This is a genomic window from Gemmata palustris (assembly GCF_017939745.1).
Lineage (GTDB): Bacteria > Planctomycetota > Planctomycetia > Gemmatales > Gemmataceae > Gemmata > Gemmata palustris.
Genome location: NZ_JAGKQQ010000001.1, coordinates 2,383,666 through 2,406,147, shown reverse-complemented (window position 1 = coordinate 2,406,147; position 22,482 = coordinate 2,383,666). Strand labels below are relative to the sequence as shown.

Here is a 22,482-nt window from a genome sequence, read left to right as displayed (position 1 = left end):
GCACCGAACGCGAATCCTGGTCCTTGACCGGTACCTCTCGGTCGGTTCTGATGTGGATCGGAGGTTCGACATGAAGTGCGTGCTGTGCGTGGTGTTGGGGCTGTTCGCCGTTACGAGCGGGTTCGCGGAGGAACCGAAATCGGTTCGCGTGCTGATTCAGACCGATAAGGGCGATATCGAGGTCGAACTGGATGCTGCGAAAGCCCCCAACACGGTCGCGAACTTCCTGAAGTACGTGGACGGCAAGTTCTACGACGGCGGGCGGTTCCACCGGACCGTGACGCCGGACAACCAGCCCGACAACAAGGTGAAGATCGAAGTGGTGCAGGCCGGGATCAACCCGGAGAAGACGAAGGACGAGTTCAAGCCGATCAAACTGGAGCGCACGAAGGACACGAAACTCGCGCACAAGGACGGAACGATCTCGATGGCGCGCGACGGTCCCGACACCGCGACTTCCGATTTCTTCATCTGCATTGGCGACCAACCGGAACTCGACCACGGGGGCAAGCGCAACCCCGACGGCGAGGGGTTCGCGGCGTTCGGCCGCGTGACGAAGGGCATGGATGTCGTAAAGAAGATTCAGTCCGCGCCCGCCAAAGTTCAGGCACTCGAACCTCCGATTACGATCAAGAAGATCACCCGCCTGCCTTGATTGCTCCCGCCGAAGTTGCTGTTCTGTCCGGTACGAAGAACACTCCCGCCTCAACTGCCGCTCTCAGGGCATTCGCAATGATTCGTGCTGCGCTTCTATCATTGGTCGCGATGTGTTGGTGCGCGGGCGCGCGCGCTGCGGACCCGGCGGCACCGCTGGAGTTTTTCGAGAAACAAGTGCGGCCGGTGCTGGTCGAGAAGTGCCTGTCGTGTCACGGCGCGGAGAAGCCGAAGGGCGGGCTCCGGCTCGATTCGCGCGAGGGCTTCATTAAGGGTGGGCACAGCGGCGCGGCCATCGTTCCCGGCAAACCCAAAGACGGGCTGTTTCTCACCGCGATCCTGCACACCGACAACGACCTGAAGATGCCGCCCGGAGGAAAGCTCCCAGCGAACGAGATCGCGGCGCTCACGAAGTGGGTGGAACTCGGCGCCCCGTGGCCGGAGAAGGTCACGCTGGCCGCCCCGGATGCGATCGCAAAGGCTGCGGCGAAGCACTGGGCCTTTCGACCCGTTCAGCGGCCCACAGTGCCGGAGATCCGCAACCCCAAAGCCGAGATCCGCAACGAGATCGACAAGTTCGTGCTCGCGAAACTCGCTGAGAAGGGGCTGGCACTCTCCCCGCGCGCCGACAAGCGCACGCTGATCCGGCGCGCGACGTTTGATCTTCACGGGCTTCCGCCTTCGCCGGAAGAGGTCGAAGCCTTCCTGAAGGACGATTCACCGAACGCCTACGAAAAGCTGATCGATCGATTGTTGGCCAGTCCGCGGTACGGTGAGCGCTGGGGGCGGCACTGGCTCGACGTGGCCCGGTACGCGGACAACAAGGGCTACGTCTTCTTCGAGGGGAAGGAGTACCCGTGGGCGTGGACGTACCGCGATTACGTCATCCGCGCTTTGAACGAGGACAAGCCGTTCGACCAGTTCGTGACGGAACAGCTCGCGGCCGATCTCCTCGTGCCGCAAGACGCCTCTGCCCAGGCCGCACTCGGGTTCCTGACGGTCGGCGGGCACTTCATGAACAACACGCACGACATCATTGATGACCGCATGGACGTCATCACGCGCGGGTTGATGGCAATCACCGTGACGTGTGCGCGGTGCCACGACCATAAGTTCGATCCCGTCCCCGCGGCTGATTATTACTCACTTTACGGCGTGTTGCGAAGTTCCATCGAACCCACCGTTCCGCCGCTCGTGGGACCGGCGCCGAAGGAGCCGGATAAGGCGTACAACACCGAACTTGCCGCACGCGAGAAACGCCTCGTCGATTTCGTGACAGCGAAGCACGCCACGCTCGTTTCAGGTGCCCGAAGTCGCGCGGGCGAATACCTCTTGGCGGCACACGAAGCCCGGAATCAGCCACCGGCCGATGATTTCATGCTGATCGCCGATCCCGGCGACCTGAACCCCAGCATGATTACGCGCTGGAAACAGTTCCTCACGGACACCAAGAAGCGCAAACACCCCGCGTTCCTGCACTGGCACGCGGTCAGTGAGTTGCAGGACGCCGAGTTCGCGGAGAAAGCCCCGGGCTTGCTCAAGGCCGTTTCAGGGGGCAATAAACTCGTGGCCGCGGTGTTTAGCGAGCCGCCGAAATCGATGAAGGACGTGGCCACGCGGTACGGCAAACTGTTGACGGATGTGGACAAGCAGTGGAAGGACACGGCGAAGGGCACGATCCGGTTCGATGACCCCGACCGAGAGGAACTGCGTCGCGTGTTGTACGGCGCGGATTCACCAGCAGACGCACCGCTCGCGCTCGATTGGGGGTTCCTCTCGCTGTTCCCCGATCGCGCGACGCAGGGCGAATATCAGAAGCACCTCAACGCGCTCGAAGAGTGGCTCGGGAAGGGGCCGCCGCGTGCGATGGTGCTGAACGATACCCCGCGCCCCTACGACCCGCGAATCTTCGAGCGCGGCAATCCCGGGCGCCCGAGTGACCCGGTTCCCAGGCAGTTCATTAGGGTCGCGAACCCGGCGCGCAAACCGTTCGCTTCGGCCGGGAGCGGGCGGCTCGATTTGGCGCGCGAGATCGTGTCGAAGGACAACCCGCTGACGGCGCGCGTGTTTGTGAACCGCGTGTGGATGCAGCATTTCGGGAAGGCGATCGTTGGCACGCCGGGCGACTTCGGACTCCGTGGCGACGCCCCCACGCACCCGGAACTCCTCGACTGGCTCGCGAGCGAGTGGGTGAACCCTTCCGCAAATTCTTCAGAGGCTCGCGCAGAGCAGAACGCCCCTCGTACCTCCTGGAGCATCAAGCGCCTCCACAAACTCATCATGACATCCGCGACCTACACGCAGGACAGCCTCGACCGCGCGGACGCGGTTACCGCTGATCCCGACAACCGGCTGATGTGGAAGCAGAACCGGCGCCGATTGGAGTTCGAGCCGCTACACGATGCGGTCCTGGCCGCGTCCGGGCAACTCGACCTGAAATTGGGTGGCCCGAGCGCGCGGCTCTTTGGCGGTAACAAACGGCGCGCGGTGTACGGCTACATCGATCGGCTGGAGTTCCCTTCGCTGCTCACCACGTTCGATGTACCGAACCCGGCGGGCTTCGCTCCCGAGCGCACGAACACGACCGTATCTCCGCAGGCACTCTTCCTGATGAATGGCCCGTTCGCACGCGACGCGGCGAAGAAACTCGTAGCCCTTCCCGCGTTCCAGAAACTTGCGGATTCGGGCGAACGACTCGATTGGATCTACCTGACGCTCTATGATCGCCGACCGGACGCAGACGAGCGCAAACTGGCCCTCGCGTTCGTCGCAAAGGGCGCGGACCGCTGGATCGATCTCGCCCACGGGCTGCTGATGACCAACGAGTTCGCGTTCGTGGATTAAAGGAGGTTGCGTCGTGACTGAGGATCTATGGCGCGCCTGTTTCGTCCCGGAACAGATGCTCGATTATCTTGACTCAATCGACGCGCTCACGGATCGGAAACAGCGCCTGCTCGATTGTGCATGTGTCCGGCGTCTCTGGCACCTCCTTACCGACGAAGATGGTCGTAGGGCGATAGAGACCGCAGAAGACTATGCTGACGACTTGGCCGATATAGTGGAGTTGCGCGAGATCCAGGGAATTGTGCTGGCGGCAGCGGACGTACAGGTGAGCCACTACGTTCTGGCTCTCAATATGGGTGATCCACGGCCATTTCCTCCGGGTACGCCAAATTCCGCTTGTGTGTTGCGCGCGGCGGCTGGGGCGGCGTGGGAGTATCGCAGTGGCGCGAACCCTTTGAGAGATGCGGCCACGGCACTCTCTGCAGAGGGAGTGACAGAAGACGGGCCGACCGGGCGCGAACGCATGAAAGCGCGGTTGGTTGAGGAGCAAAAACATCAAGCGATGCTTGTTCGTGAGGTCTTTGGTAACCCGCTTCACTCAGTTGTATTTTCACCGGATTTATGCACGAACACCGTGTTGACACTCGCGCAGCAGATGTACGAGGGCCGCGAGTTCAGCGCGATGCCGATTCTGGCCGATGCGCTTCAAGATGCCGGATGTGACGACACGGACGTCCTCGATCACTGCCGCGGTTCGGGACCGCACGTGCGCGGGTGTTGGGTCGTGGATCTGATTCTGGGGAAGGAATGACCATGCTTCCGCTTTCCCGCCGTGAGATGCTCGCCCGGTGTGGCACCGGTATCGGCACCATTGCCCTCGCTGGTGTCCTTCGGGACGCACAGGCGGCCGATGCCCCGCGCGCAACCGATCCGCTCGCGCCGAAGGCTCCGCACTTCGCGGCGAAGGCCAAACACGTCGTTCACCTGTTCATGAACGGGGGAGCGTCGCAGGTCGACACGTTCGACCCCAAACCGGCGCTCGACAAGTACCACGGCAAACCCATCCCGACGGGCAACCTCCGCACCGAGCGCAAGACCGGCGCCGCGATGAAGTCGCCGTACAGCTTCAAGAAGTACGGTCAGTCCGGGATCGAGGTGAGTGAACTGTTCGCCAAGACCGCAGCGCACATTGATGACATGTGCGTGATCCGCTCGATGTACGCGGACGTGCCGAACCACGAGCCGTCGCTCTTGCTCATGAATTGTGGCGACGGTCGGCAACCGCGCCCGAGCCTCGGGAGCTGGGTGACGTATGGCCTCGGCAGCGAGAACCGTAACCTGCCCGGGTTCGTGGTCATGTGCCCCGGCGGGTACCCGATTGTCACCACGCAGAACTGGCGCTCCGCGTTCCTGCCGGGTGTGTACCAGGGCACGTACATCGACAGCCAGCACACACAGGTCGATAAACTCATTGCCCACATCCGCAACACGGAACTTCCACTCGATAAGCAGCGCGAGCAACTCGACCTCGTCGCCGCGCTGAACGCCAAGCACCTCGCCGACCGCGCGAACGATGCGCAGCTCGAAACCCGCATCCGCACGTTCGAGCTGGCCTTCCGGATGCAGTCCGAGGCGGCCGACGTGTTCGACCTGAGTCGAGAAACGAAGAAGATCCGCGACCTTTACGGCGACACGACCATCGGCCGGCAGTTGCTCCTCACGCGCCGGCTGATCGAGCGCGGGGTGCGGGTCGTGCAGCTCTGGAGCGGCGCCGGCCAGCCGTGGGACAATCACGACAACCTCGCCACCACACACAAGGCCCTCGCGGGCCAGTGGGACCAGCCCATCGCCGCGTTCCTCAGCGACCTGAAGCAGCGCGGGCTGTTCGATAGCACGCTGGTGCAGTGGGGCGGCGAATTCGGTCGCACCCCGGTCGCAGAACTGCCTGCTCTCAACGGCCGCGACCACAACCATTACGGCTTCACGAGCTGGCTCGCGGGCGGTGGCGTGAAAGGCGGACAGGTCATCGGGGCGACGGACGATTTCGGCTTCGCGGCGATCGAAAACAAGGTGCACGTCCACGATCTTCATGCCACAATGCTGCACTTGCTCGGCTTCGATCACGAGAAACTGACCTACCGCTACGCCGGGCGCGACTTCCGCCTCACAGACGTTCACGGCACCGTGGTCAAAGAAGTGATTCGTTGAAAATCAGCCACGGATAAACACGGATCAAGACACGATTAAGAATCGCATTGAATCGGCTTCTGTTCTGATCCGTGTTATCTGTGTTCATCCGTGGCGCTTTTTGCTTCTCCTCAAGGAGTTCGCGTGTCCGTTTCTCCCATTCGCTCCACGGTCGATTTCGACAAGCCGGGCAAGCAGTACGGTCACTTGTACGTGCCGTACTCGTACAACCTGGGCGGATGGGCGAACCTGATGCTTCCCGTGACGGTCATCGGCCGCGGGACCGGACCGACCGCACTCGTGCTCGCGGGGAACCACGGCGACGAGTACCCGGGGCAGATCGCGGTCATGCGGCTGCTGCGCGAACTTTCGCCGGAACACGTTACTGGCCGGTTGATCCTGGTTCCCACGCTCACCATGCCCGGCGCTAAGGCCGCGACCCGGCTCTCCCCGCTCGACGGCAAGAACTTCAACCGCTGTTTCCCCGGGAACCCGACCGGCACCCCGAGCGAAGTTGTTGCGCACTACCTCACTACGGAATTGTTCCCGCGTGCGGACATCGTGATCGACATCCACACCGGCGGCCGGAGCCTGGATTTCGAGCCGTGTGCCCACATGCACCTTGTGCCCAAAGGCCCGCAGCGCGACCAGATGCTCGCCGCGACCGAGGCGTGGAACACGGACTTCTGCTTCCTGTACGCGGACGTGGCGGGTACCGGGTTGCTCCCGGTGGAAGCGGAGAACCAGGGGAAGGTCGTCGTCACCACCGAAATGGGCGGCAGCGAGAACGTCACGGCCCTTGTTCACGCAGAAACGCAGATGGGGTTGCGGAACGTGCTCATGCACTTCGGCCTGCTGCCGGGGAAGGCCGTCACGCGCGAGTCGCTTGGCCTCGCCCCCACGCGCTGGGTGCAGGCGCTGAACTGGGACGATTACCGCTTCGCGCCGGAGTCGGGTGTGTACGAGAACCTCGTTCCGTTGGGCGAGGACGTGAGCGCGGGGCAGCCGGTCGGCGCGATCCACTTCCTCGAACGCCCCGACCGCGACCCGGTCTACGTGCTCGCGAATACCGACGGCGTGCTACTCGCCACGCGCGCCCCGTCGATCGTCGCTCAGGGCGACTGCGTCGCGTGCATCGCTCACGACGTGGACCCGCGCAAGCTATAGGCGAACGGCCGGTGTCAGCCGGCCGGTGAGATTTCGTACCACACGCGAGCTCGTTCTTACCGGCCGGCTGACACCGGCCGTTCGCCAAGAGAATGTCATGAAGATCACGCAAGTTGTTTGTCAGATCCTCCGCATCCCGAACATCACCGCGAAGACCGCGAGCAGCCAGGACTCGGTGCTGGTGCGCGTGCGCACCGACGACGGACTGGAAGGCGTCGGCGAAGCGGACTCGTCGCCGGAAGTGGTGAAGGCGATCATTGATGCGCCGTTCAGTCACAACGTCGCGTGCGGGTTGCGGAAGATCCTGGTCGGAGAGAACCCGCTCGATCACGAGCGCTTGTGGCAGAAGATGTACCGCAAAACGATGTACTTCGGGCGCACCGCGGTCGGCATCACCGCGATGGCCGCGGTCGATATGGCGCTGTGGGATTTGAAGGGGAAGGCGTTCGGCCAACCGATTCACCGGTTGCTCGGCGGCAAGCAGCACGACAAGGTTCGCGGGTACGCTTCCATCCTGTTCGGGCGCGACGGAAAGGAAACCGCCGACATCGCCCGGAGGTGGGTCGAAGCGGGGTATTCTGCGGTGAAGTTCGGCTGGGAACCGATGGGCACTTCCGAAGCGGTGGACATCGACCTCGTCCGAGGGGCGCGGGAGGGGCTGGGAAAGGCCACGCTGCTGATCGATGCGGGGTGCGTGTACGACGCGCGGACCGCGCTGCGCCGGGCGCACGCCTTCGCCGAATACAGCCCCGAGTGGTTCGAGGAACCGCTGCGCGAGGACGATGTCGAGGGGTACGTCTGGCTCCGCGACCGGTCGCCGATCCCGATCGCCGCGGGGGAGGGGGAGTGCGGGCGCGAGTCGTTCCGGCAACTCATCGACCGCCGCGCGCTCGACGTGTACCAGGTGGACATCTCCCGCTGCGGGTTCACGGACGCCGCGTACATTCGGGCGCGCGTCGAAGAGATCGGCGCTCGCCTCTGTAATCACTGTTACACCAGCCCGCTCACCGTGGCCGCGAGCATTCACTGGCTCTCGACGTGTCGCGATGCGTTCGTGTTTGAGGACTGCGTCGAGGACTCACCGCTGCGCCACGAGCTGACGCACGAGAAGGTCCAGTCTGTGAACGGGTGGATGGAAGTGCCCGATCGCCCCGGCCTCGGTGTGACGCTTGACGAGAAGTTTGTGCAGAAATACCTGGTTGCTGAGTCGAGCTGAAAGTGCGGAGAATAAAGAACCGCAGATAACGCAGATGAAAACAGGATTAAGACGGAATTGAAATGAAATCGTGTCTTGATCTGCGCTTATCCGCGTTATCTGCGGCGCGTTCTGTTTTTATTCTGGAGCCCACAATGAGTCGCGCGCAGACAGAATACCGCTACGAGAAACTCACGTGGCCCGAGATCAACGACGCGGTTGATTTGGGCAAGGTGTGTATTGTGCCGTGCGGAGCGGTGGAGCAGCACGGCCCGCACTTGCCACTCGATGTGGACCTTGTGTGCCCGTGCGGGATCGCGAGCGGGACCGGACGCGAGATCCCGGACAAGTTGCTCGTGCTGCCGGTCGTGGCCTACGGCTACACCGGGCACGTGATGGACTTCCCCGGCACGATCAACACGGACTTCGAGCACTTCGTGCACCAGGTGCTCGATATCACCAAATCGCTCGCGTACCACGGGTTCAAGAAGATCATCCTCTTGAATGGTCACGGCTCGAACATGCCGAACCTCGACCTCGTCGCGCGCCGCACCAACGTGGAGACGGATGCGGAGTGCTGCGTGGTCGCGTGGTGGAACCTGCTCACTGTGGACAAGACGTTTCTCCCGAACTGGCGTGAGAGCAAATTCCCGGGTGGGTGCTCACACGCCTGCGAACTCGAAACGAGCCTGTACCTCTACCTCGACGGCGACAACGTCCGCAAAGACCTCATCAAGAGCGGCACGATCAGCTTCAACAACGACGACAGCCCGTTCAACTGGGTCGATCTGTTCGGCGCGGGTCCGGCGACAACTGTTTCGTGGACGAGCAGTTATTCGGACACCGGCGTTCTGGGCGACGCGGAACTGGCGACCCCGGAGAAGGGCCGACAGGCCTACGAAGAGGCCGTGAAGCAACTCGGCCGGTACGTAACGTGGTGGAAGGACCGGCCGAAGGACGTCCGCAAGGACCGCCACCGCAAGCCGCCGACCATGCCGATTCCGTGGGGCCAGCGCCCGTTGGAGTGACAGAAGAGTATTCACCGCAGAGGGCGCGAGAGGGCGCAGAGAAGAGTAAAGCAATATTCACCGCAGAGGGCACGAGAGGGCGCAGAGAAGAACGAAGAATGAGGTCACTCGATTCTCTGTTCTTCTCTGTTCTTCTCTGTTCTTCTCTGTTCTTCTCTGCGCCCTCTCGTGCCCTCTGCGGTGAATACTCTTCTGTTTTTTTGCCGTTTCTGACGCTTGGAGCATTTTGAGATGAAGATCGCGGACGTTCGGCTCACCGGTCTCACCGGCGGCACGGTCGAAGGCGGGTGGGCCGAGGAACTCGCGCCCGAAGACAACGTTCACACCATCGTGGAGGTTCTGACGGACGAGGGGCTGGTCGGCGTCGGGAGCACGTTCACGAGTAGTCACCTCGTAAGCGCCGCGGTGAAGTTGCTCCGTCCGTTCCTCATCGGCGAACGGGCCGATGAGCCGGCGCGCGTGAGCGAGAAGCTGCGCCAGAACACGTTCTGGCAGGGGCGCGGCGGGAGCGTCGAACACGCGATCAGCGGCATCGATATCGCACTGTGGGATCTCTTCGGCAAGATCACGAAGCAACCCGTCTCGCGGTTGCTCGGCGGCAACTACCGCAACAAGATTAAGCCGTATGGGTCACTGCTGTTCGCCGAAGTGGAGCCACTGCGTGAGAAGCTCAAGGCCGCCGTCGCGCGTGGGTTCAAGGCGATCAAACTCGGCTGGAAACCGTTCGGTCGGCGCGACGCGAAGACGGACGAACTACTCGTTCGCACCGCGCGGGAAACAGTCGGACCGGGTGTGGAACTGATGGTCGACGCGGGCGGAAGCGATGCGTTCTGGCCGCACGGTTACAAGTGGGCACTGCGCACGGCACAAATGCTCGCGAACTACGACATCGTGTGGTTTGAAGAAGCGCTTCCGCCGGACGACGTCGCGGGCTTCGCCGAATTACGGCGCCACTCGCCGGTACCCATCGCAACGGGCGAAGTGTTCACGCGCCGGCAGAGTTTTCGCCCGCTGTTCGAGCAACAGGGCGCGGACATCGTCCAGCCGGACTGCACCAAGTGCGGCGGACTCACCGAGGCGTGGCGCATCGCGTGGGCGGCCTACGAGCACAACGTGCAGTGGGTGCCGCACGGGTGGAACACCGCGATCGGTCTCGCGGCCGATTTGCAACTCTCCGCGGCGATGCCGGTCGCGAAGTACGTCGAGTTCCTGTCGCCGTCGCCGTACATGGACGAGTTGATTACCGTGCCGTTCAAACCCGATGTGGACGGACTGCTGACGATACCGGATGCTCCGGGGTTGGGTATCGAACTGAACCGGGATGCGTTGAAGCGATATGGGGTGGAGTCATGAACGACGAAACACTGAAACGGCTTGCTGAATTAATCTACAGTGCCGCTCAATCTCGCTTGACGGGTTCGGAGTGGCACGAGGTCATTTTCGAGGTGAGGTATAATAAACAAGGAGAATCGTGGATCACCAAGCTCAGGGTAAATCTGTCGAGCGGCGAAATCACATCGCTCAACACGCCCAGCGAGATTACCTTGTTGTTGATTGACATCAATGAGTCACGAACCGTACTGGGGCATCAGTGGTATGGGGCTGCCGTCAAGGTTGGGGCAGCGGGGCAGTGCGAAATCCAGTTGAACTACGATCCAGATTGTGCAGAAGACGCATCGTTTTTTCGGGACTGATCTCGGAATGGTCGTTCACCCACGCTGCACCAAGTGCGGCGGACTCACCGAGGCGCGTCGCGTTGATAACCTACGAAATTTCCTCAAATGACATCAAAATGAGACTTCGCAGCGCCGCACTGATGAACGCCTAAGAAGGAAATGGACTGAGCCGTTTGTGGAGGAGTTCCCATGTCGGACGCCATTGCTGAGAAGCTGCACCAGTGGCTCGAATGGACCGTGCAGGCGGGCGCCTCCGACTTACACGTGGTCGCCGGGCACGCACCCGTCATGCGGTTACACGGCGATCTTACCGAACTGCCGGAAGCGCCGATTGCTTCGGACGAGATCGAAACACTTCTGCTTTCGGCGTGCCCGGAAGACGCTCTCAAGCGATTGCAGGTGAACAAGAACGCGGACTTCTCCTTCGAGTGCCCGGTCGCGGGGCAGATGACGCGGTTTCGTGCGACACTCTTTCTTGCAGGGGGCGACACGTGCGGGTGCTTTCGGGTCATTCCCGACACGATTCCTGATCTCGCGTGGGCGGGGTTCCCTTCCGATCTCGCGGCCAAACTCGTTGCTCTTCGCGACGGGCTGGTGATCGTCACCGGGGCGACCGGCTCCGGCAAATCGACCACGCTCGCGATGGTCGTGAACCGGCTGAACAAAACCGGCGGGTACCGCATCATCACGGTGGAAGAACCGGTCGAGTACCAGTTCCCGCGCGAACCGAACTCGGTGGTCACGCAGCGCGAAGTGGGGGCCGACGTGCTCTCGTTCGCGGACGGGCTGAAGTACGGTCTTCGACAAGACCCGGACGTGATTCTGGTCGGCGAGATCCGCGACCGCGAAACCGCGCAAATGGCCCTGAGCGCTGCTGAGACGGGGCACCTCGTGTTCAGCACGCTCCACACGCGCGACGCGAAGGGCGCGATCACGCGGTTCCCGGACCTGTTCCCGTCGGACGCACAGCCGGCGGTGCGGTCGCAGCTCGCGATGAGTCTGCGCGCGATCGTGAGTCAGCGGTTGCTTCCGAGCATCAACAAGACGGAGAAGCGGCACCTGGCGCTCGAAGTGATGTGGAACACGCACCCGATTGCGAGCGCGATCCGCACGGGCAAGATCGAGAGCATCGACAACTACATCCTCACCGGGCGCGAGGAGGGGATGTACACGTGCGACGAGTCGGTGCGGTTGCTGTTGCGTGCCGGGAAGATCACGCGGACCGTCGCGGAGCAGAACGTCCGCGACGTGAAGTTCTTGAATCATTAGGCGAACCCCGCTGTTGCGGGGCTTCAAATCGTTCCTTTGTCTGATCCGCGTAATCTACGTGATCCGCGGCTCTTCCTTGTCTCACCGGGCAGTCTCCGACCCCGCTCCCTCGCGGTCGCGGCTCGTCAGCCCGTGGCGGTGGGCGGGATTTGCTTAATCCACTACGCTTTCAACCGTTCGCACGCTTCCTTGTGTGCGGGGGCTGCGTAGCCGTAGGCGCTGGCGGTCACGCGGGCCAGTGCGATCAGTTGGCGCCACTTGAACGCGGCCCTGGCCCGCGCGAACTCGTCGCTCGCGGTCGCGTAGTATTTTTCCGCGTGCAGCGCGCCGTCCTCGCTGATCGCGTAGGTGCGGAACAGGTTGAACACGTCCTTTGCGCTGTTGGACGTCTCGCTGAGACGCGCGGTGAGGGCCGCGGCGCGGGCCTGATCCTTGTCGCGGATCGCGCCGTCGAGTTCCTTCAGGAGCGAGTCCGCCGGCAATCCCTTAACCTTGTCGGAGTGTTCCGTCCGTGGGTACGCATCCCACTTCAGGAACTCGGCCCGGTTCGCGCGGTCGCGACCGATCTGGTACCCGGCGAGAATCAGGCTCGTGACCTGCGTGCGGCGGTCGCCGATGCTCGCCAGGTTCCGCCAGGCGTGAATCGTGTCGCAGGCGTGGACGCCGATCGAGTCGCCGTGGATGCTCCCCTCCGGCTTGCCCGGGGACACCCACGCCTTCGGGCGCCCCTCGTCGCGGAGCACGAGCTGGTTCGCAGCCAGGGAGAGCGCTTCACCGATCGCGTCCGCACTGAAGCCTTCGGACAGAGCGGATGCGACCGCGTCGGCGGCCTGGGCCGCGTCGGACTTAAAGACCGTGTCCGCGAACTGAACCACCCAGGCGTCGTCGGCCGCCTTCGTGCCCGGCTTCGATCCGACGAGTTTGTACTGGTCCAGGAGCTTCGGGAGCTGCTCGCGGATCGGGCCGTTGTACTTGATCTGGCTCGCGTTTTTTTCAATGTTCACGCAGTAGTGAACCGATTGCCGGAGCATCGTGCTCGCGCGCTCGGTGCCGACGAACCGCGTCAAGTCCCACGCCCGCGACACCAGCACCACGCGGTGAACTTCGGTCGCGTCGTCCACTTCGACCATAAGTTCGTTGAGCGCGTCTTCCGGCTTCCCATTCGCGCAGATGGCTGCAAAGGTAGCCTCGGCTGCGGCCAAGTCGCCCTTGCGGGTCACCTCGCGGAGCTGCTCACCGCCGCGGGTCGTTGCCAGTTTCCCGGGTGCTACGGTCTTCAGCGTTTCCTTCGTCGGGCCGAAATCCTTCAGGCGCGAGGCGTTTCGGTGCAACACCTTCAGTACCGCGAGCGGCTTGAGTTCGGCCTTCGTCTCTTCCTGCGACATTTGGAACGCCGGGGCGAGGGCCATCAGCGTGTGGAACCCGATGTAGTCCTCGCCGCCGAACGCGCGGGCGTTCGTGAGGGCCGCTGCCGCGACGAGTTGCTTGAGTTCGGTGCCGCCTTTCAGCTTGGTGATGACGGCCGACACGAGCTTGTCGGGCGGCGTTTCCTGGAGGAAGTTCACGAGCGGGTCGAGGTCACCGAACGTGAGGCGGGCGGGTTGTTCGTCGGCGGCGAAGGCGGTAGCGAATCCCAGATCGTGGGCGAACGCGGTGCCGACACTGGCGGCGATCATGCCCCGACCGATGTCCGCGAACAGTTCGCGGCGCGTGCGATTCAGCATGTGAGGCTCCCGGGGAGGGTGGGCGCGGCTGCGAGGGCCGCGTCCGGGAGAACAAAGAATGGGAACAGTGTTTGAGGATACCGCGCGGGTGCGCGTGCTGAAAGGAGAAAACTACCTTAACGCGGACCCGGGCGCGGCTCGGGGGTGGGCGGTTCCGAACCCGTAATCTTCTGTTGATCCTGGAGCACTTCGTTGCGCGTGGAGGGTACGAGGCACCCCTGGAACCACAGGATCGTGGCCCAACCGATCAGCCAGATGGCAATGAGCCGGAGCGCGACCGATTGCCAGAATTGAGTCGCGGACCGGTCCTCCCGCATCGGTTCACTTCCCCGTTCGACCCTTGCCGCTGATGGTGCGCGATTCGGTCAGCACCTGGTCCATGAAGACGTCGTGCGCGGCGACCGGGATCTCCTCAAAGATCTGGCAGTCGAAACTGAGCGCGACGAGCGGCGCGTCCGGCCGGGCGTGCGACAGCAGACGGTCGTAGTACCCCTTGCCCTGGCCCATGCGCCCGCCGCGCAAGTCAAATGCGGTGCCCGGCACCATCACGAGGTCGAGTTCTTCGGGTTGAACTTTCTTCGCGGGGAGGTCGCGCAGTTCCGCCTTCGGCTCCAGGATCTTGTACGCGCCCTCGACCAGCTCGCTCATGTCTTCGAGCCAGAACAGTTCGAGCTCGTTCGTCTCGACGATGCACCACGGGACGATGACGCGCTTGCCGTGGGTGAGCGCCTCCGGGAGTGTGTGCCGCGTGCGCACCTCGCTGCCGGCGTCGACGTACCACATCACCGTTTTCGCGGCGGCGTAGGCCGGCAGCGCCGTGAACTTGTGGCAAATCTCCAGGCTGATCGCGTCCTTGTTCTTCTGGGCCACGCGGTTCTTGCGCGCCAGTTCGCGGATGAACGATTTCATCGTCTGCGCGTCGGTCGGTTGGGTGTCGTCGATCATGCACGGCGCTCCGTTCGGGGTACTTGCAATCTACCACCGTACCGGGCTACCGACATCGGGAGTGGACACCCGTGCGGGTATAATTCAACACACCCAACACACCACCGAATGAGGTGAACTGTGGTCAAAGAAAATAAACCGCGCGGGTCGTTCGCCATCGTTACCGTCGTGCTGCCCGGCCCCGATAAGAAGCGCACGCCCGCCCCGTACATGTTCCGCGTGACGTACCGCAACCCGGACCCGCACGAGGCCGGGTGCGTGATGACCTGGAACGTGACCGGCGGGCGCGAAGAGTACCAAATTGCCGCCGAGCGCGCGGGCGACGGTCATCTAAACTGGCACTGCACCTGCCCGGACGCGGTTTACAACGGCGAGAACCGCCGCGCGTACTGCTGCAAGCACATTCACGGCTTGCAAGCGCTGATGGAAACGATCGGGAGCCCGGTGCGGCGCGAGCGGGCCGCTGCGTAACGCGGCCCGCTCGCGCTGAGGGTCACTTCTTCGGGAACCGGTCCTGGAGTGCCGTAACGGTCAGTCGTTGTTGCTTGAGCGCCCGGCACGCTTCGACGGCGGCTTGTGCGGCGGAAATTGTGGTGATCGCGGTCACGCGACTGGCCACCGCTTCGGCCCGGATCTTCGACTCGTCGGTGGAACTGCCCCGCCCGGTCGGTGTGTTGATGACCAACTGCACCTTCCCGTTCTTCATGTGGTCGAGCAGGTTCGGCCGGCCCTCCGCGATCTTCGGAACGTCCTCCACCGGAACGCCGCGTTCGCGCAAGAACTGCGCTGTCCCGCGCGTCGCGATCACCTTGAAGCCCATCTCGGCGAACCCGCGTGCGATCGGGAGTACCGCGTCCTTGTCGCGGTTCGCGACGGAGATGAACACCGTTCCGCCTTCGGGCAACCGCGAACTGGCCGCGAGCTGCGCCTTCGCGAACGCCATCGGCATCGAGTCATCGATCCCCATGACTTCGCCGGTGGACTTCATCTCCGGCCCGAGGATGATGTCCACGCCCGGGAACTTGTTGAACGGGAACACGCTCTCCTTGATCGAGTAGTGCGTCGGGATGACCTCGTCCTTCACGCCCAGTTCGTCGAGCGTCTTGCCCACCATTACAAGGGCCGCGAGTCGAGCGAGCGGCACCCCGGTCGCCTTCGACACAAAGGGAATGGTGCGGCTGGCGCGGGGGTTCGCTTCGAGAATATAAACCTTAGGCGTGTCCGTGACCGTGCCGCCCGCGCGAATCCCGGCGACCGCGAACTGGATGTTCATCAGCCCCTTCACGTTGAGCGCTGCGGCCAGCTTCCGCGATTGGACCTTGATCTCCGTGATGACGTCCGCGGGCAAACTGTACGGCGGGATCACGCACGCGGAGTCGCCGGAGTGGATGCCGGCCTCCTCGATGTGCTGCATCACGCCGCCGATCACCGTGCGGGTGCCGTCGCTCAGACAGTCCACATCGACTTCGGTCGCGTTCTCCAGGAACTGGTCGATCAGCACTGGGCGGTCGCGCGACAAATCGGGCTCGACGCGGCGAATGTACGCGGTGAGTTCGTCCTCGTTGTACACGATCTTCATGTCGCGCCCGCCGAGCACGAAGCTCGGGCGCACGAGAATCGGGAACCCGATCCGGCGCGCGACGCGGAGGGCCTGGGATTCGTCCACCGCGGTGCCGTTCGCGGGCTGGAGCAGCCCGATTTCGGTGACGAGCTTGGCGAACCGCTCGCGGTTCTCGGCCACATCAATGCTGTCCACGCTCGTGCCGATGATGGGCACGCCCGCGTCTTGAAGGGACGTGGCGAGGTTCAGCGGCGTTTGCCCGCCGAACTGCACGATCACGCCCTCGGGCTTCATCTTGTCGTTGATGTTGAGCACGTCCTCGGGCGTGAGCGGCTCGAAGAACAGGTGGTCGGACGTGTCGTAGTCGGTGCTCACGGTCTCGGGGTTCGAGTTCACCATGATGACTTCGTAGCCGTTGTCGCGCAGCGCGAACGCGGCCTGCACGCAGCAGTAGTCGAACTCGATGCCCTGGCCGATGCGGTTCGGCCCGCCGCCGAGGATCATGATCCGCGACTTCCCGCTGGACGGGCGGACCTCGTCTTCGCCGGGGGAAAAGTACACGGGCTGGCCCGGCCGCTGGACCCGCGCACCAGGCTCGTAGGTCGAGTAGTAGTACGGCGTGTACGCCTCGAACTCGGCGGCGCAGGTGTCCACGCTCTTGAACACCGCTTCAATTCCGAAGCTCTTGCGGAGCTTCCGAACTTCGGCTTCCGCGACGTTCCAGACGTGCGCCAGTTGCCGGTCGATGAACCCGCTCTGCTTGGCCTTCAGCATCAGCTCGGGCGTCACGTTATCAAGAGACCCGGCCGCGCGCAACTCGTTCTCGATGGCGACCAGTTCTTCGACCCCGCGCAGGAACCACGGGTCGATCTTCGTCCGCTGGTGGATCTCGTCGAGCGACATCCCGGCGAGGAAGGCGTACCGCAGGTACCAGATCCGGTCCGCGTTCGGGCTGGAGAGCTTGAAGGTGATCTCCTCGCGCGCGGGCGGGTTCGCGGTGCCCCAACGGTCGCGCTTGTCGCACCCGATGCCGAACCGGTTCACTTCCAGCCCGCGGAGCGCCTTTTGGAGCGACTCCTTGAACGTGCGCCCGATTGCCATCGTCTCGCCGACGCTCTTCATCTGCGTGGTGAGCGTGGGGTTCGCTTCCGGGAACTTCTCGAACGCGAACCGGGGAACCTTCGTTACCACGTAGTCGATGGTCGGCTCGAAGCAGGCCGGCGTTTCGCGCGTGATGTCGTTGCGGAGCTCGTCGAGCGTGTACCCGACCGCGAGTTTGGCCGCGATCTTCGCGATCGGGAACCCGGTGGCTTTGGACGCGAGGGCGCTGCTGCGGGACACGCGCGGGTTCATTTCGATCGCGATCATGCGCCCGTCGGCCGGGTTGATCGCGAACTGGATGTTGCTCCCGCCGGTCTCGACGCCGATCTCGCGGATGATGTCCTTCGCCTTGTCGCGCATCCGCTGGTACTCCTTGTCGGAGAGCGTTTGCGAGGGCGCGACCGTGATGCTGTCGCCGGTATGGACCCCCATCGGGTCCAAATTCTCGATCGAGCAGATGATGACGACGTTGTCGGCCCGGTCGCGCATCACCTCCAGCTCGTACTCTTTCCAGCCGATCACGGACTCTTCAACGAGAACTTCCGTGGTGGGCGACAGTTGCAGCCCGTGGGTGATGAGGTCGCGGTACTCGTCGCGGTTGTACGCGATCCCGCCGCCGCTCCCGCCCATCGTGAAGCTCGGGCGCAGGACGCACGGCAGCCCCACTTCCTCAACCGCGCGCATCGCCTCTTCGAGCGAGTGAACGACGACCGATTTCGGCACCGCGACGCCGATCTTCAGCATCGCGTCCTTGAACCGCTGCCGGTCCTCGGCCTTGTCGATCACGTCCGCGTTCGCGCCGATCATCTCGACGCCGTACTTCTCCAGCACGCCCTTCTTGAACAGGTCCATCGCGGTGTTGAGCGCGGTCTGCCCGCCGAGCGTGGGGAGGAGCGCGTCGGGGCGCTCCGCGGCGATAATCTTCTCAACAACTTCCCAGGTGATCGGCTCGATGTACGTGCGGTCGGCCGTCTCCGGGTCGGTCATGATGGTCGCCGGGTTGGAATTCACCAGGACGACCGAATAGCCCTCTTCGCGAAGTGCTTTGCAGGCCTGCGTTCCCGAGTAATCGAACTCGCACGCCTGGCCAATGATGATGGGGCCGGAGCCGATGAGCAGGATCTTCTTGATGTCGGTACGTTTCGGCATGGTTCTCGATCAACAGGTGAGCCCGCGGCATGGAGCGGATGCAGGGTGCAAGGGATTCTTCGGCGCAAACTCCGCTTAGCTTATGGAGATGAGTCCCGCGGCCAAGAGCACAACGCGCGTCGCGAATGCTTCCGCCCGGGGGCGGGTGATTCAATCGCGCCATCCGGCCCCAAACTGTTTGTATTCGCGTGTCCACTAATGTATAATATGGGGAAGTGTCCGTTTAGGAGTCCCGGCATCGCCTGGTCGTGGCGAGTTCGCCTTGCGGCGCGGGTGTTTCCGGGTGATTGGACGGATGACGATGCTCGACGCGGTTCAGCCGTTTAAATTGTTAGCCAACTCGAACCGTTTTTTAGTCGTGAGGTTAGTCGCAAATTGTCCGGGGCTTTGCAATTTGCAGTGATTGTTAGCCGATGTTAGCCTTCGCAACGGGCTGCTTCAGCAGCGAAATAATCGGAACATATTGAAAGTGCAGTAGTTGTGGCGATCGTGGAGCACTCCAAAAACAACCCGGGGCCAAAAGGTTAGCAATTGTTAGCCCGGGCGGGGCATGAGACCAGGGGCAGGGCCGTTGAGTGTGCGGAAGTGGACGGGGGTGGGAACACCACCCGCTCGTTGACACTCGCGGTTCGCCTGAGTCTCTTGGCGAACCGCGAGTGTCAACGAGCGGGTGGAGTTGCACAACCACGAGAACTCAACGGCCCTGGCACCACCGTCCCACTCATGTGCTCCCCGACGACATCGAGGTGACTTCTTGTTCCGCGAAAGTGGCTCAGAAAGACCGCGGATTCGCGCCCGGGGTTACCTTCGTGCGCGAGACAACATGTTGCGAGGGCGAGTGTTCGAGCGTCACCCGTGGGCTACACGAAACCTTCACGAATCGCGGGCTGTCCGCGGGTGCCGACAGCGATAAGTTGTGCGCACTCGTTGGCCCGATCCGTCCCCACGGAGACTACCTGATGCCCCGGTTCCTTGCCTTCGCCGCGTTGGTGTTCGCACTGCCTTTTTTCGCCGGGTGCGGGGGGTGCGGTGGTGGTCGGTCGGCGCAGCGGATCAGTGGCGGCGGCGCGACGTTCGTTAACCCGCTCATGCAGAAGTGGTCGGGCGAGTACAAAACGGCCAAGAACGTCGAGATCGACTACGTCTCGAAGGGGTCCGGCTACGGCGTCGAGCAGATGACCGCGAAGACCAAGGACTTCGGGTGCTCGGACGCGCCGATGACGAAAGAGCAACTCGCCGCCGCAAAGGAGAAGGGCGGCGACGTGGTCCACATCCCGCTGACGATGGGCGCGGTCGCGGTGGTCTACAACGTGCCGGAAATCAGCGGTAAGGAACTGAAACTGACCGGCGACGTGTTGGCCGACATTTACCTCCGCGACCCGAGCGTGCGGAAGTGGAACGCCAAGCGGATCGCCGACCTGAACCCCGGCGTGGCGCTCCCGGACAAGGACATCGTGGTGGTCGCTCGTGCTGAAAAGAGCGGTACCTCGAACATCTTCTCCGAGTACCTGTCGAAGGTGAGCGGCGGCAAACTGAAGGCGAGCACCAAACCGGACTGGGTTCAGGGCGTCGTGGGTCAAGAGGGCAACGACGGTGTGGCCGGGTTCGTGAAGGGTAACGCGGGCACCATCGGGTACGTCGAGTTGCTGTTCGCCCGCAAGAACGAACTGGCGGCCGCGAAGCTGAAAAACAAGGCGGGCGAGTGGGTTTCCGCGGACGCCGACGGGGTGACCGCGGCCGCGGCGGAGGCGATCAAGGCGAAACCGGAGAAGGAGCCGTACTCGCTGCACGACCTCACGTATTCGTTGACCGACGCAGCGGGCGCGAAGTCCTACCCGATCTCGGGGATCAGCTACGCGATCCTGTTCGCCAAACTGCCAAAGGAAACCGGCCCGACGATCGTCGAGTTCCTGAAGTGGGCGACGACGGACGGGCAGAAGTTCTCGAAGGAAATGGATTACGCCCCGCTCCCCGAAGAGTTGGGCAAGAAGATCCAGGAGAAGCTCGGGCAAGTGACGTTCGAGTGACGGAATAGCCCCGTAGGGGCGTCAGAGTGTAGCCAGGGGTTGCGCTGCGCTACACTCTGACGCCCCTACGGGGCTAACCAAAACATGCCGGTTCCGCACGCCAGGGGTTGCGCTGCGCTTCACCCCTGGCTACCATCGGACGCCCCTTACGGGGCTACAACAATACACACATGACCGCACACCAATCGCACCCACCGTCCCGCGGCGACTTCGTGTTCCGCTGGTTGTGCCAGTCGGCCGGCATGTTCGTGCTCTCGATTGCTGCGGCGCTGATCGCCGTGCTTGTGTATAAGGCGTGGCCGGTGCTGTCCGAGCCGGGCAAGTACCGGTTGCTCACGAGTACCAAGTGGTTCCCCGACGGCAACGAGTACGGCGCGCTGGTGTTCGTGTACGGCACCGTCGCCACGTCGCTGATTGCGATGCTGATCGCGGTGCCGCTCGGGGTCGGCGCTGCGGCTTACTTGTCGGAACTCGCCCCGCCGCGATTACGGAAGGTGTGCGCGTTCCTGCTCGAACTCCTCGCGGCAATTCCGAGCGTCGTGTATGGCTTCTGGGGGCGCGAGTTCTTGGCGAAGCAGGGCCTCGCGCCGTTCTTTGATACGCTAGGATTGCCGAATATCGCGTCCGGCCAGGGCATTCTCGCAGCGGGGCTGGTGCTGTCGGTGATGATCCTGCCGTACATCACGGCCGTCAGTTTCGACGTGATGCAGGCGGTCCCGCGGTCGCAGCGCGAAGGCGCTCTCGCCCTGGGGTCCACCCGCTGGCAGACGATCTGGCGCGTCGTGCTCCCCTACTCCCGTCCCGGAGTCATCGCCGCGTGCTTCCTCGCGCTCGGGCGCGCGATCGGCGAAACGATGGCCGTCACGATGGTGATCGCCAACTCGCACTACCTCGATTTCCGGCTGAACGGCACCGGCGACACCATTCCCAGCGTGATCGCCAAAGAGCTGTTCGAGGCGCCGCCCGGGGTGAAGCAGGGGGCGCTCGTCGCGCTCGGGCTGCTCCTACTCGGCATCACGCTGGTGATGAATTTCACGGCCCGAATCGTGGTGCGGTGGATGTCGAAGCCCGCCGCGCGCCGCGCCCGGCCGATCGAACTGGCCGAGGGTCAAACCGGACAACCGGCGCGGACCGCGGAGGAGATCACGGCCAGTCGATCGAAGGCCCAGCGCTCGGACCGCGTGATGTGCTGGGCGCTGGCGCTGTGTCAGTTCCTCACCGTGGTGCCGCTGTTCCTCATCCTCGGGTACATCACCGTTCGCGGGGCCGGTGGGGTGAATTTGGACTTCTTCACCAAGCTTCCCAACGACAGTGGCGGGCGCGGGCTCGCACACGCGCTGTACGGGAGCTGCATTCTGGTGGGGCTGGCGACCGCGTTCGCGGTACCGGTCGGTGTGTTGACCGCGGTGTTTCTCGCCGAGTACCGGAACAATCGGATGGTCGCGCCGCTCCGGTTCGTGGCGGAGACGCTCGGCGCGGTGCCGTCGATCGTCATCGGAATTTTCGGGTACGCGCTGCTCGTGTACCCGGTGTGGATGACCACGTCACGCGGGCAGTTCTCCGGTTGGGCCGGTGCGTTCGCGCTGGGGGTGATGATGCTCCCGGTCGTGATCCGAGCCACAGAAGAATCGCTGCGACTGGTGCCGAACAGTTTGCGCGAAGCGAGCTACGCGCTCGGGGCGAGCCGGTGGCAGACGGTGGTGAAGGTACTCCTGCCCGCAGCGCTTCCGGCGATTATTACGGGGGTGTTTCTGGCGGTCGGGCGGATCGCGGGTGAGACGGCACCGCTCATTTTGACGGCCGGTGGATCACAGTACATGCCCCGAACCCCGTCGGACGAGACGCCGTTCCTTCCGTTCTACATCTACGATTTCGCGAAGTACGCGCCGGGGTCACCGGAGATCCAACTCGCGTGGACCGCGGCGTTCGTGCTGGTGACGGTAGTGATGTTCCTCAACGTGGGCGTTCGGCTCCTCTCGGGCAAGCGGGTCGTTGCCGCGGCCCGCGCCGATTGA

General features: G+C 63.4%; 17 protein-coding genes. 13 read left to right on the top strand and 4 right to left on the bottom strand.

The features are described from left to right. Window positions 1-70: 70 nt before the first annotated feature. The 10 genes from J8F10_RS09755 to J8F10_RS09710 all read left to right on the top strand — a co-directional run bounded on the left by J8F10_RS09755 (window position 71) and on the right by J8F10_RS09710 (window position 11,960). On the top strand, window positions 71-655 hold the full coding sequence (locus tag J8F10_RS09755) for a peptidylprolyl isomerase (protein ID WP_210653637.1): 585 nt from the start codon (window positions 71-73) through the stop codon (window positions 653-655). 77 nt (window positions 656-732) lie between these two features. Further along, a complete protein-coding gene (locus J8F10_RS09750) occupies window positions 733-3,498 on the top strand; it encodes a PSD1 and planctomycete cytochrome C domain-containing protein (protein WP_210653636.1) in 2,766 nt (921 codons plus the stop codon). Window positions 3,499-3,511: 13 nt separating this feature from the next. Next, window positions 3,512-4,249, top strand: coding sequence for a hypothetical protein (locus J8F10_RS38635; RefSeq protein ID WP_246523135.1), 738 nt, complete (start codon window positions 3,512-3,514; stop codon window positions 4,247-4,249). 2 nt (window positions 4,250-4,251) lie between these two features. Beyond that, a complete protein-coding gene (locus J8F10_RS09740; protein WP_246523133.1) occupies window positions 4,252-5,646 on the top strand; it encodes a DUF1501 domain-containing protein in 1,395 nt (464 codons plus the stop codon). A gap of 123 nt (window positions 5,647-5,769) precedes the next feature. Continuing rightward, window positions 5,770-6,792, top strand: coding sequence for a succinylglutamate desuccinylase/aspartoacylase family protein (locus J8F10_RS09735; RefSeq protein WP_315854097.1), 1,023 nt, complete (start codon window positions 5,770-5,772; stop codon window positions 6,790-6,792). A gap of 97 nt (window positions 6,793-6,889) precedes the next feature. Next, window positions 6,890-8,008, top strand: coding sequence for a mandelate racemase/muconate lactonizing enzyme family protein (locus J8F10_RS09730; RefSeq protein WP_210653635.1), 1,119 nt, complete (start codon window positions 6,890-6,892; stop codon window positions 8,006-8,008). Window positions 8,009-8,142: 134 nt separating this feature from the next. After that, a complete protein-coding gene (locus J8F10_RS09725; protein ID WP_210653634.1) occupies window positions 8,143-9,015 on the top strand; it encodes a creatininase family protein in 873 nt (290 codons plus the stop codon). A gap of 231 nt (window positions 9,016-9,246) precedes the next feature. Continuing rightward, window positions 9,247-10,368, top strand: coding sequence for a mandelate racemase/muconate lactonizing enzyme family protein (locus J8F10_RS09720; RefSeq protein WP_210653633.1), 1,122 nt, complete (start codon window positions 9,247-9,249; stop codon window positions 10,366-10,368). Beyond that, complete coding sequence (locus tag J8F10_RS09715) at window positions 10,365-10,709, top strand: hypothetical protein (protein WP_210653632.1); 345 nt, start codon at window positions 10,365-10,367, stop codon at window positions 10,707-10,709. Before J8F10_RS09720 ends, J8F10_RS09715 begins: the two co-directional genes overlap by 4 nt. A 171-nt stretch (window positions 10,710-10,880) precedes the next feature. Next, window positions 10,881-11,960 carry a type IV pilus twitching motility protein PilT gene (locus J8F10_RS09710; RefSeq protein ID WP_210653631.1) on the top strand — a complete coding sequence of 360 codons (1,080 nt, stop codon included), beginning with the start codon at window positions 10,881-10,883 and terminating at the stop codon, window positions 11,958-11,960. A 161-nt stretch (window positions 11,961-12,121) separates the two neighbouring features. Here the strand turns inward: J8F10_RS09710 and J8F10_RS09705 are convergent, their stop codons facing one another. The 3 genes from J8F10_RS09705 to J8F10_RS09695 form a co-directional block, all read right to left on the bottom strand. Next, window positions 12,122-13,684 carry a hypothetical protein gene (locus tag J8F10_RS09705; protein WP_210653630.1) on the bottom strand — a complete coding sequence of 521 codons (1,563 nt, stop codon included), beginning with the start codon at window positions 13,682-13,684 and terminating at the stop codon, window positions 12,122-12,124. 116 nt (window positions 13,685-13,800) lie between these two features. Beyond that, window positions 13,801-14,001 carry a hypothetical protein gene (locus tag J8F10_RS09700; protein WP_210653629.1) on the bottom strand — a complete coding sequence of 67 codons (201 nt, stop codon included), beginning with the start codon at window positions 13,999-14,001 and terminating at the stop codon, window positions 13,801-13,803. 4 nt (window positions 14,002-14,005) lie between these two features. After that, window positions 14,006-14,629, bottom strand: coding sequence for a 5-formyltetrahydrofolate cyclo-ligase (locus J8F10_RS09695; RefSeq protein ID WP_210653628.1), 624 nt, complete (start codon window positions 14,627-14,629; stop codon window positions 14,006-14,008). A 120-nt stretch (window positions 14,630-14,749) separates the two neighbouring features. On the opposite strand from J8F10_RS09695, the gene J8F10_RS09690 reads away from it, so the two are divergent. Further along, window positions 14,750-15,100: a hypothetical protein gene (locus J8F10_RS09690; protein WP_210653627.1), complete on the top strand. Its 351-nt coding sequence runs from the start codon at window positions 14,750-14,752 to the stop codon at window positions 15,098-15,100. A 22-nt stretch (window positions 15,101-15,122) separates the two neighbouring features. On the opposite strand, the gene carB is transcribed toward J8F10_RS09690, so the two are convergent. Beyond that, window positions 15,123-18,440: a carbamoyl-phosphate synthase large subunit gene (gene carB / locus J8F10_RS09685; protein ID WP_210653626.1), complete on the bottom strand. Its 3,318-nt coding sequence runs from the start codon at window positions 18,438-18,440 to the stop codon at window positions 15,123-15,125. Between the two features lie 959 nt (window positions 18,441-19,399). On the opposite strand from carB, the gene pstS reads away from it, so the two are divergent. Then, a complete protein-coding gene (gene pstS / locus J8F10_RS09680) occupies window positions 19,400-20,467 on the top strand; it encodes a phosphate ABC transporter substrate-binding protein PstS (RefSeq protein WP_210653625.1) in 1,068 nt (355 codons plus the stop codon). Window positions 20,468-20,637: 170 nt separating this feature from the next. Then, window positions 20,638-22,482, top strand: a complete 1,845-nt coding sequence (gene pstC, locus J8F10_RS09675) for a phosphate ABC transporter permease subunit PstC (RefSeq protein ID WP_210653624.1) — start codon at window positions 20,638-20,640, stop codon at window positions 22,480-22,482.

Coding starts and splice junctions, on each gene's coding strand:
- J8F10_RS09755 (WP_210653637.1), top strand. CDS start 71: ATGAAGTGCGTGCTGTGCGTGGTGTTGGGGCTGTTCGCCGTTACGAGC.
- J8F10_RS09750 (WP_210653636.1), top strand. CDS start 733: ATGATTCGTGCTGCGCTTCTATCATTGGTCGCGATGTGTTGGTGCGCG.
- J8F10_RS09740 (WP_246523133.1), top strand. CDS start 4,252: ATGCTTCCGCTTTCCCGCCGTGAGATGCTCGCCCGGTGTGGCACCGGT.
- J8F10_RS09730 (WP_210653635.1), top strand. CDS start 6,890: ATGAAGATCACGCAAGTTGTTTGTCAGATCCTCCGCATCCCGAACATC.
- J8F10_RS09725 (WP_210653634.1), top strand. CDS start 8,143: ATGAGTCGCGCGCAGACAGAATACCGCTACGAGAAACTCACGTGGCCC.
- J8F10_RS09720 (WP_210653633.1), top strand. CDS start 9,247: ATGAAGATCGCGGACGTTCGGCTCACCGGTCTCACCGGCGGCACGGTC.
- J8F10_RS09715 (WP_210653632.1), top strand. CDS start 10,365: ATGAACGACGAAACACTGAAACGGCTTGCTGAATTAATCTACAGTGCC.
- J8F10_RS09710 (WP_210653631.1), top strand. CDS start 10,881: ATGTCGGACGCCATTGCTGAGAAGCTGCACCAGTGGCTCGAATGGACC.
- J8F10_RS09705 (WP_210653630.1), bottom strand. CDS start 13,684: ATGCTGAATCGCACGCGCCGCGAACTGTTCGCGGACATCGGTCGGGGC.
- J8F10_RS09700 (WP_210653629.1), bottom strand. CDS start 14,001: ATGCGGGAGGACCGGTCCGCGACTCAATTCTGGCAATCGGTCGCGCTC.
- J8F10_RS09695 (WP_210653628.1), bottom strand. CDS start 14,629: ATGATCGACGACACCCAACCGACCGACGCGCAGACGATGAAATCGTTC.
- carB (WP_210653626.1), bottom strand. CDS start 18,440: ATGCCGAAACGTACCGACATCAAGAAGATCCTGCTCATCGGCTCCGGC.
- pstS (WP_210653625.1), top strand. CDS start 19,400: ATGCCCCGGTTCCTTGCCTTCGCCGCGTTGGTGTTCGCACTGCCTTTT.
- pstC (WP_210653624.1), top strand. CDS start 20,638: ATGACCGCACACCAATCGCACCCACCGTCCCGCGGCGACTTCGTGTTC.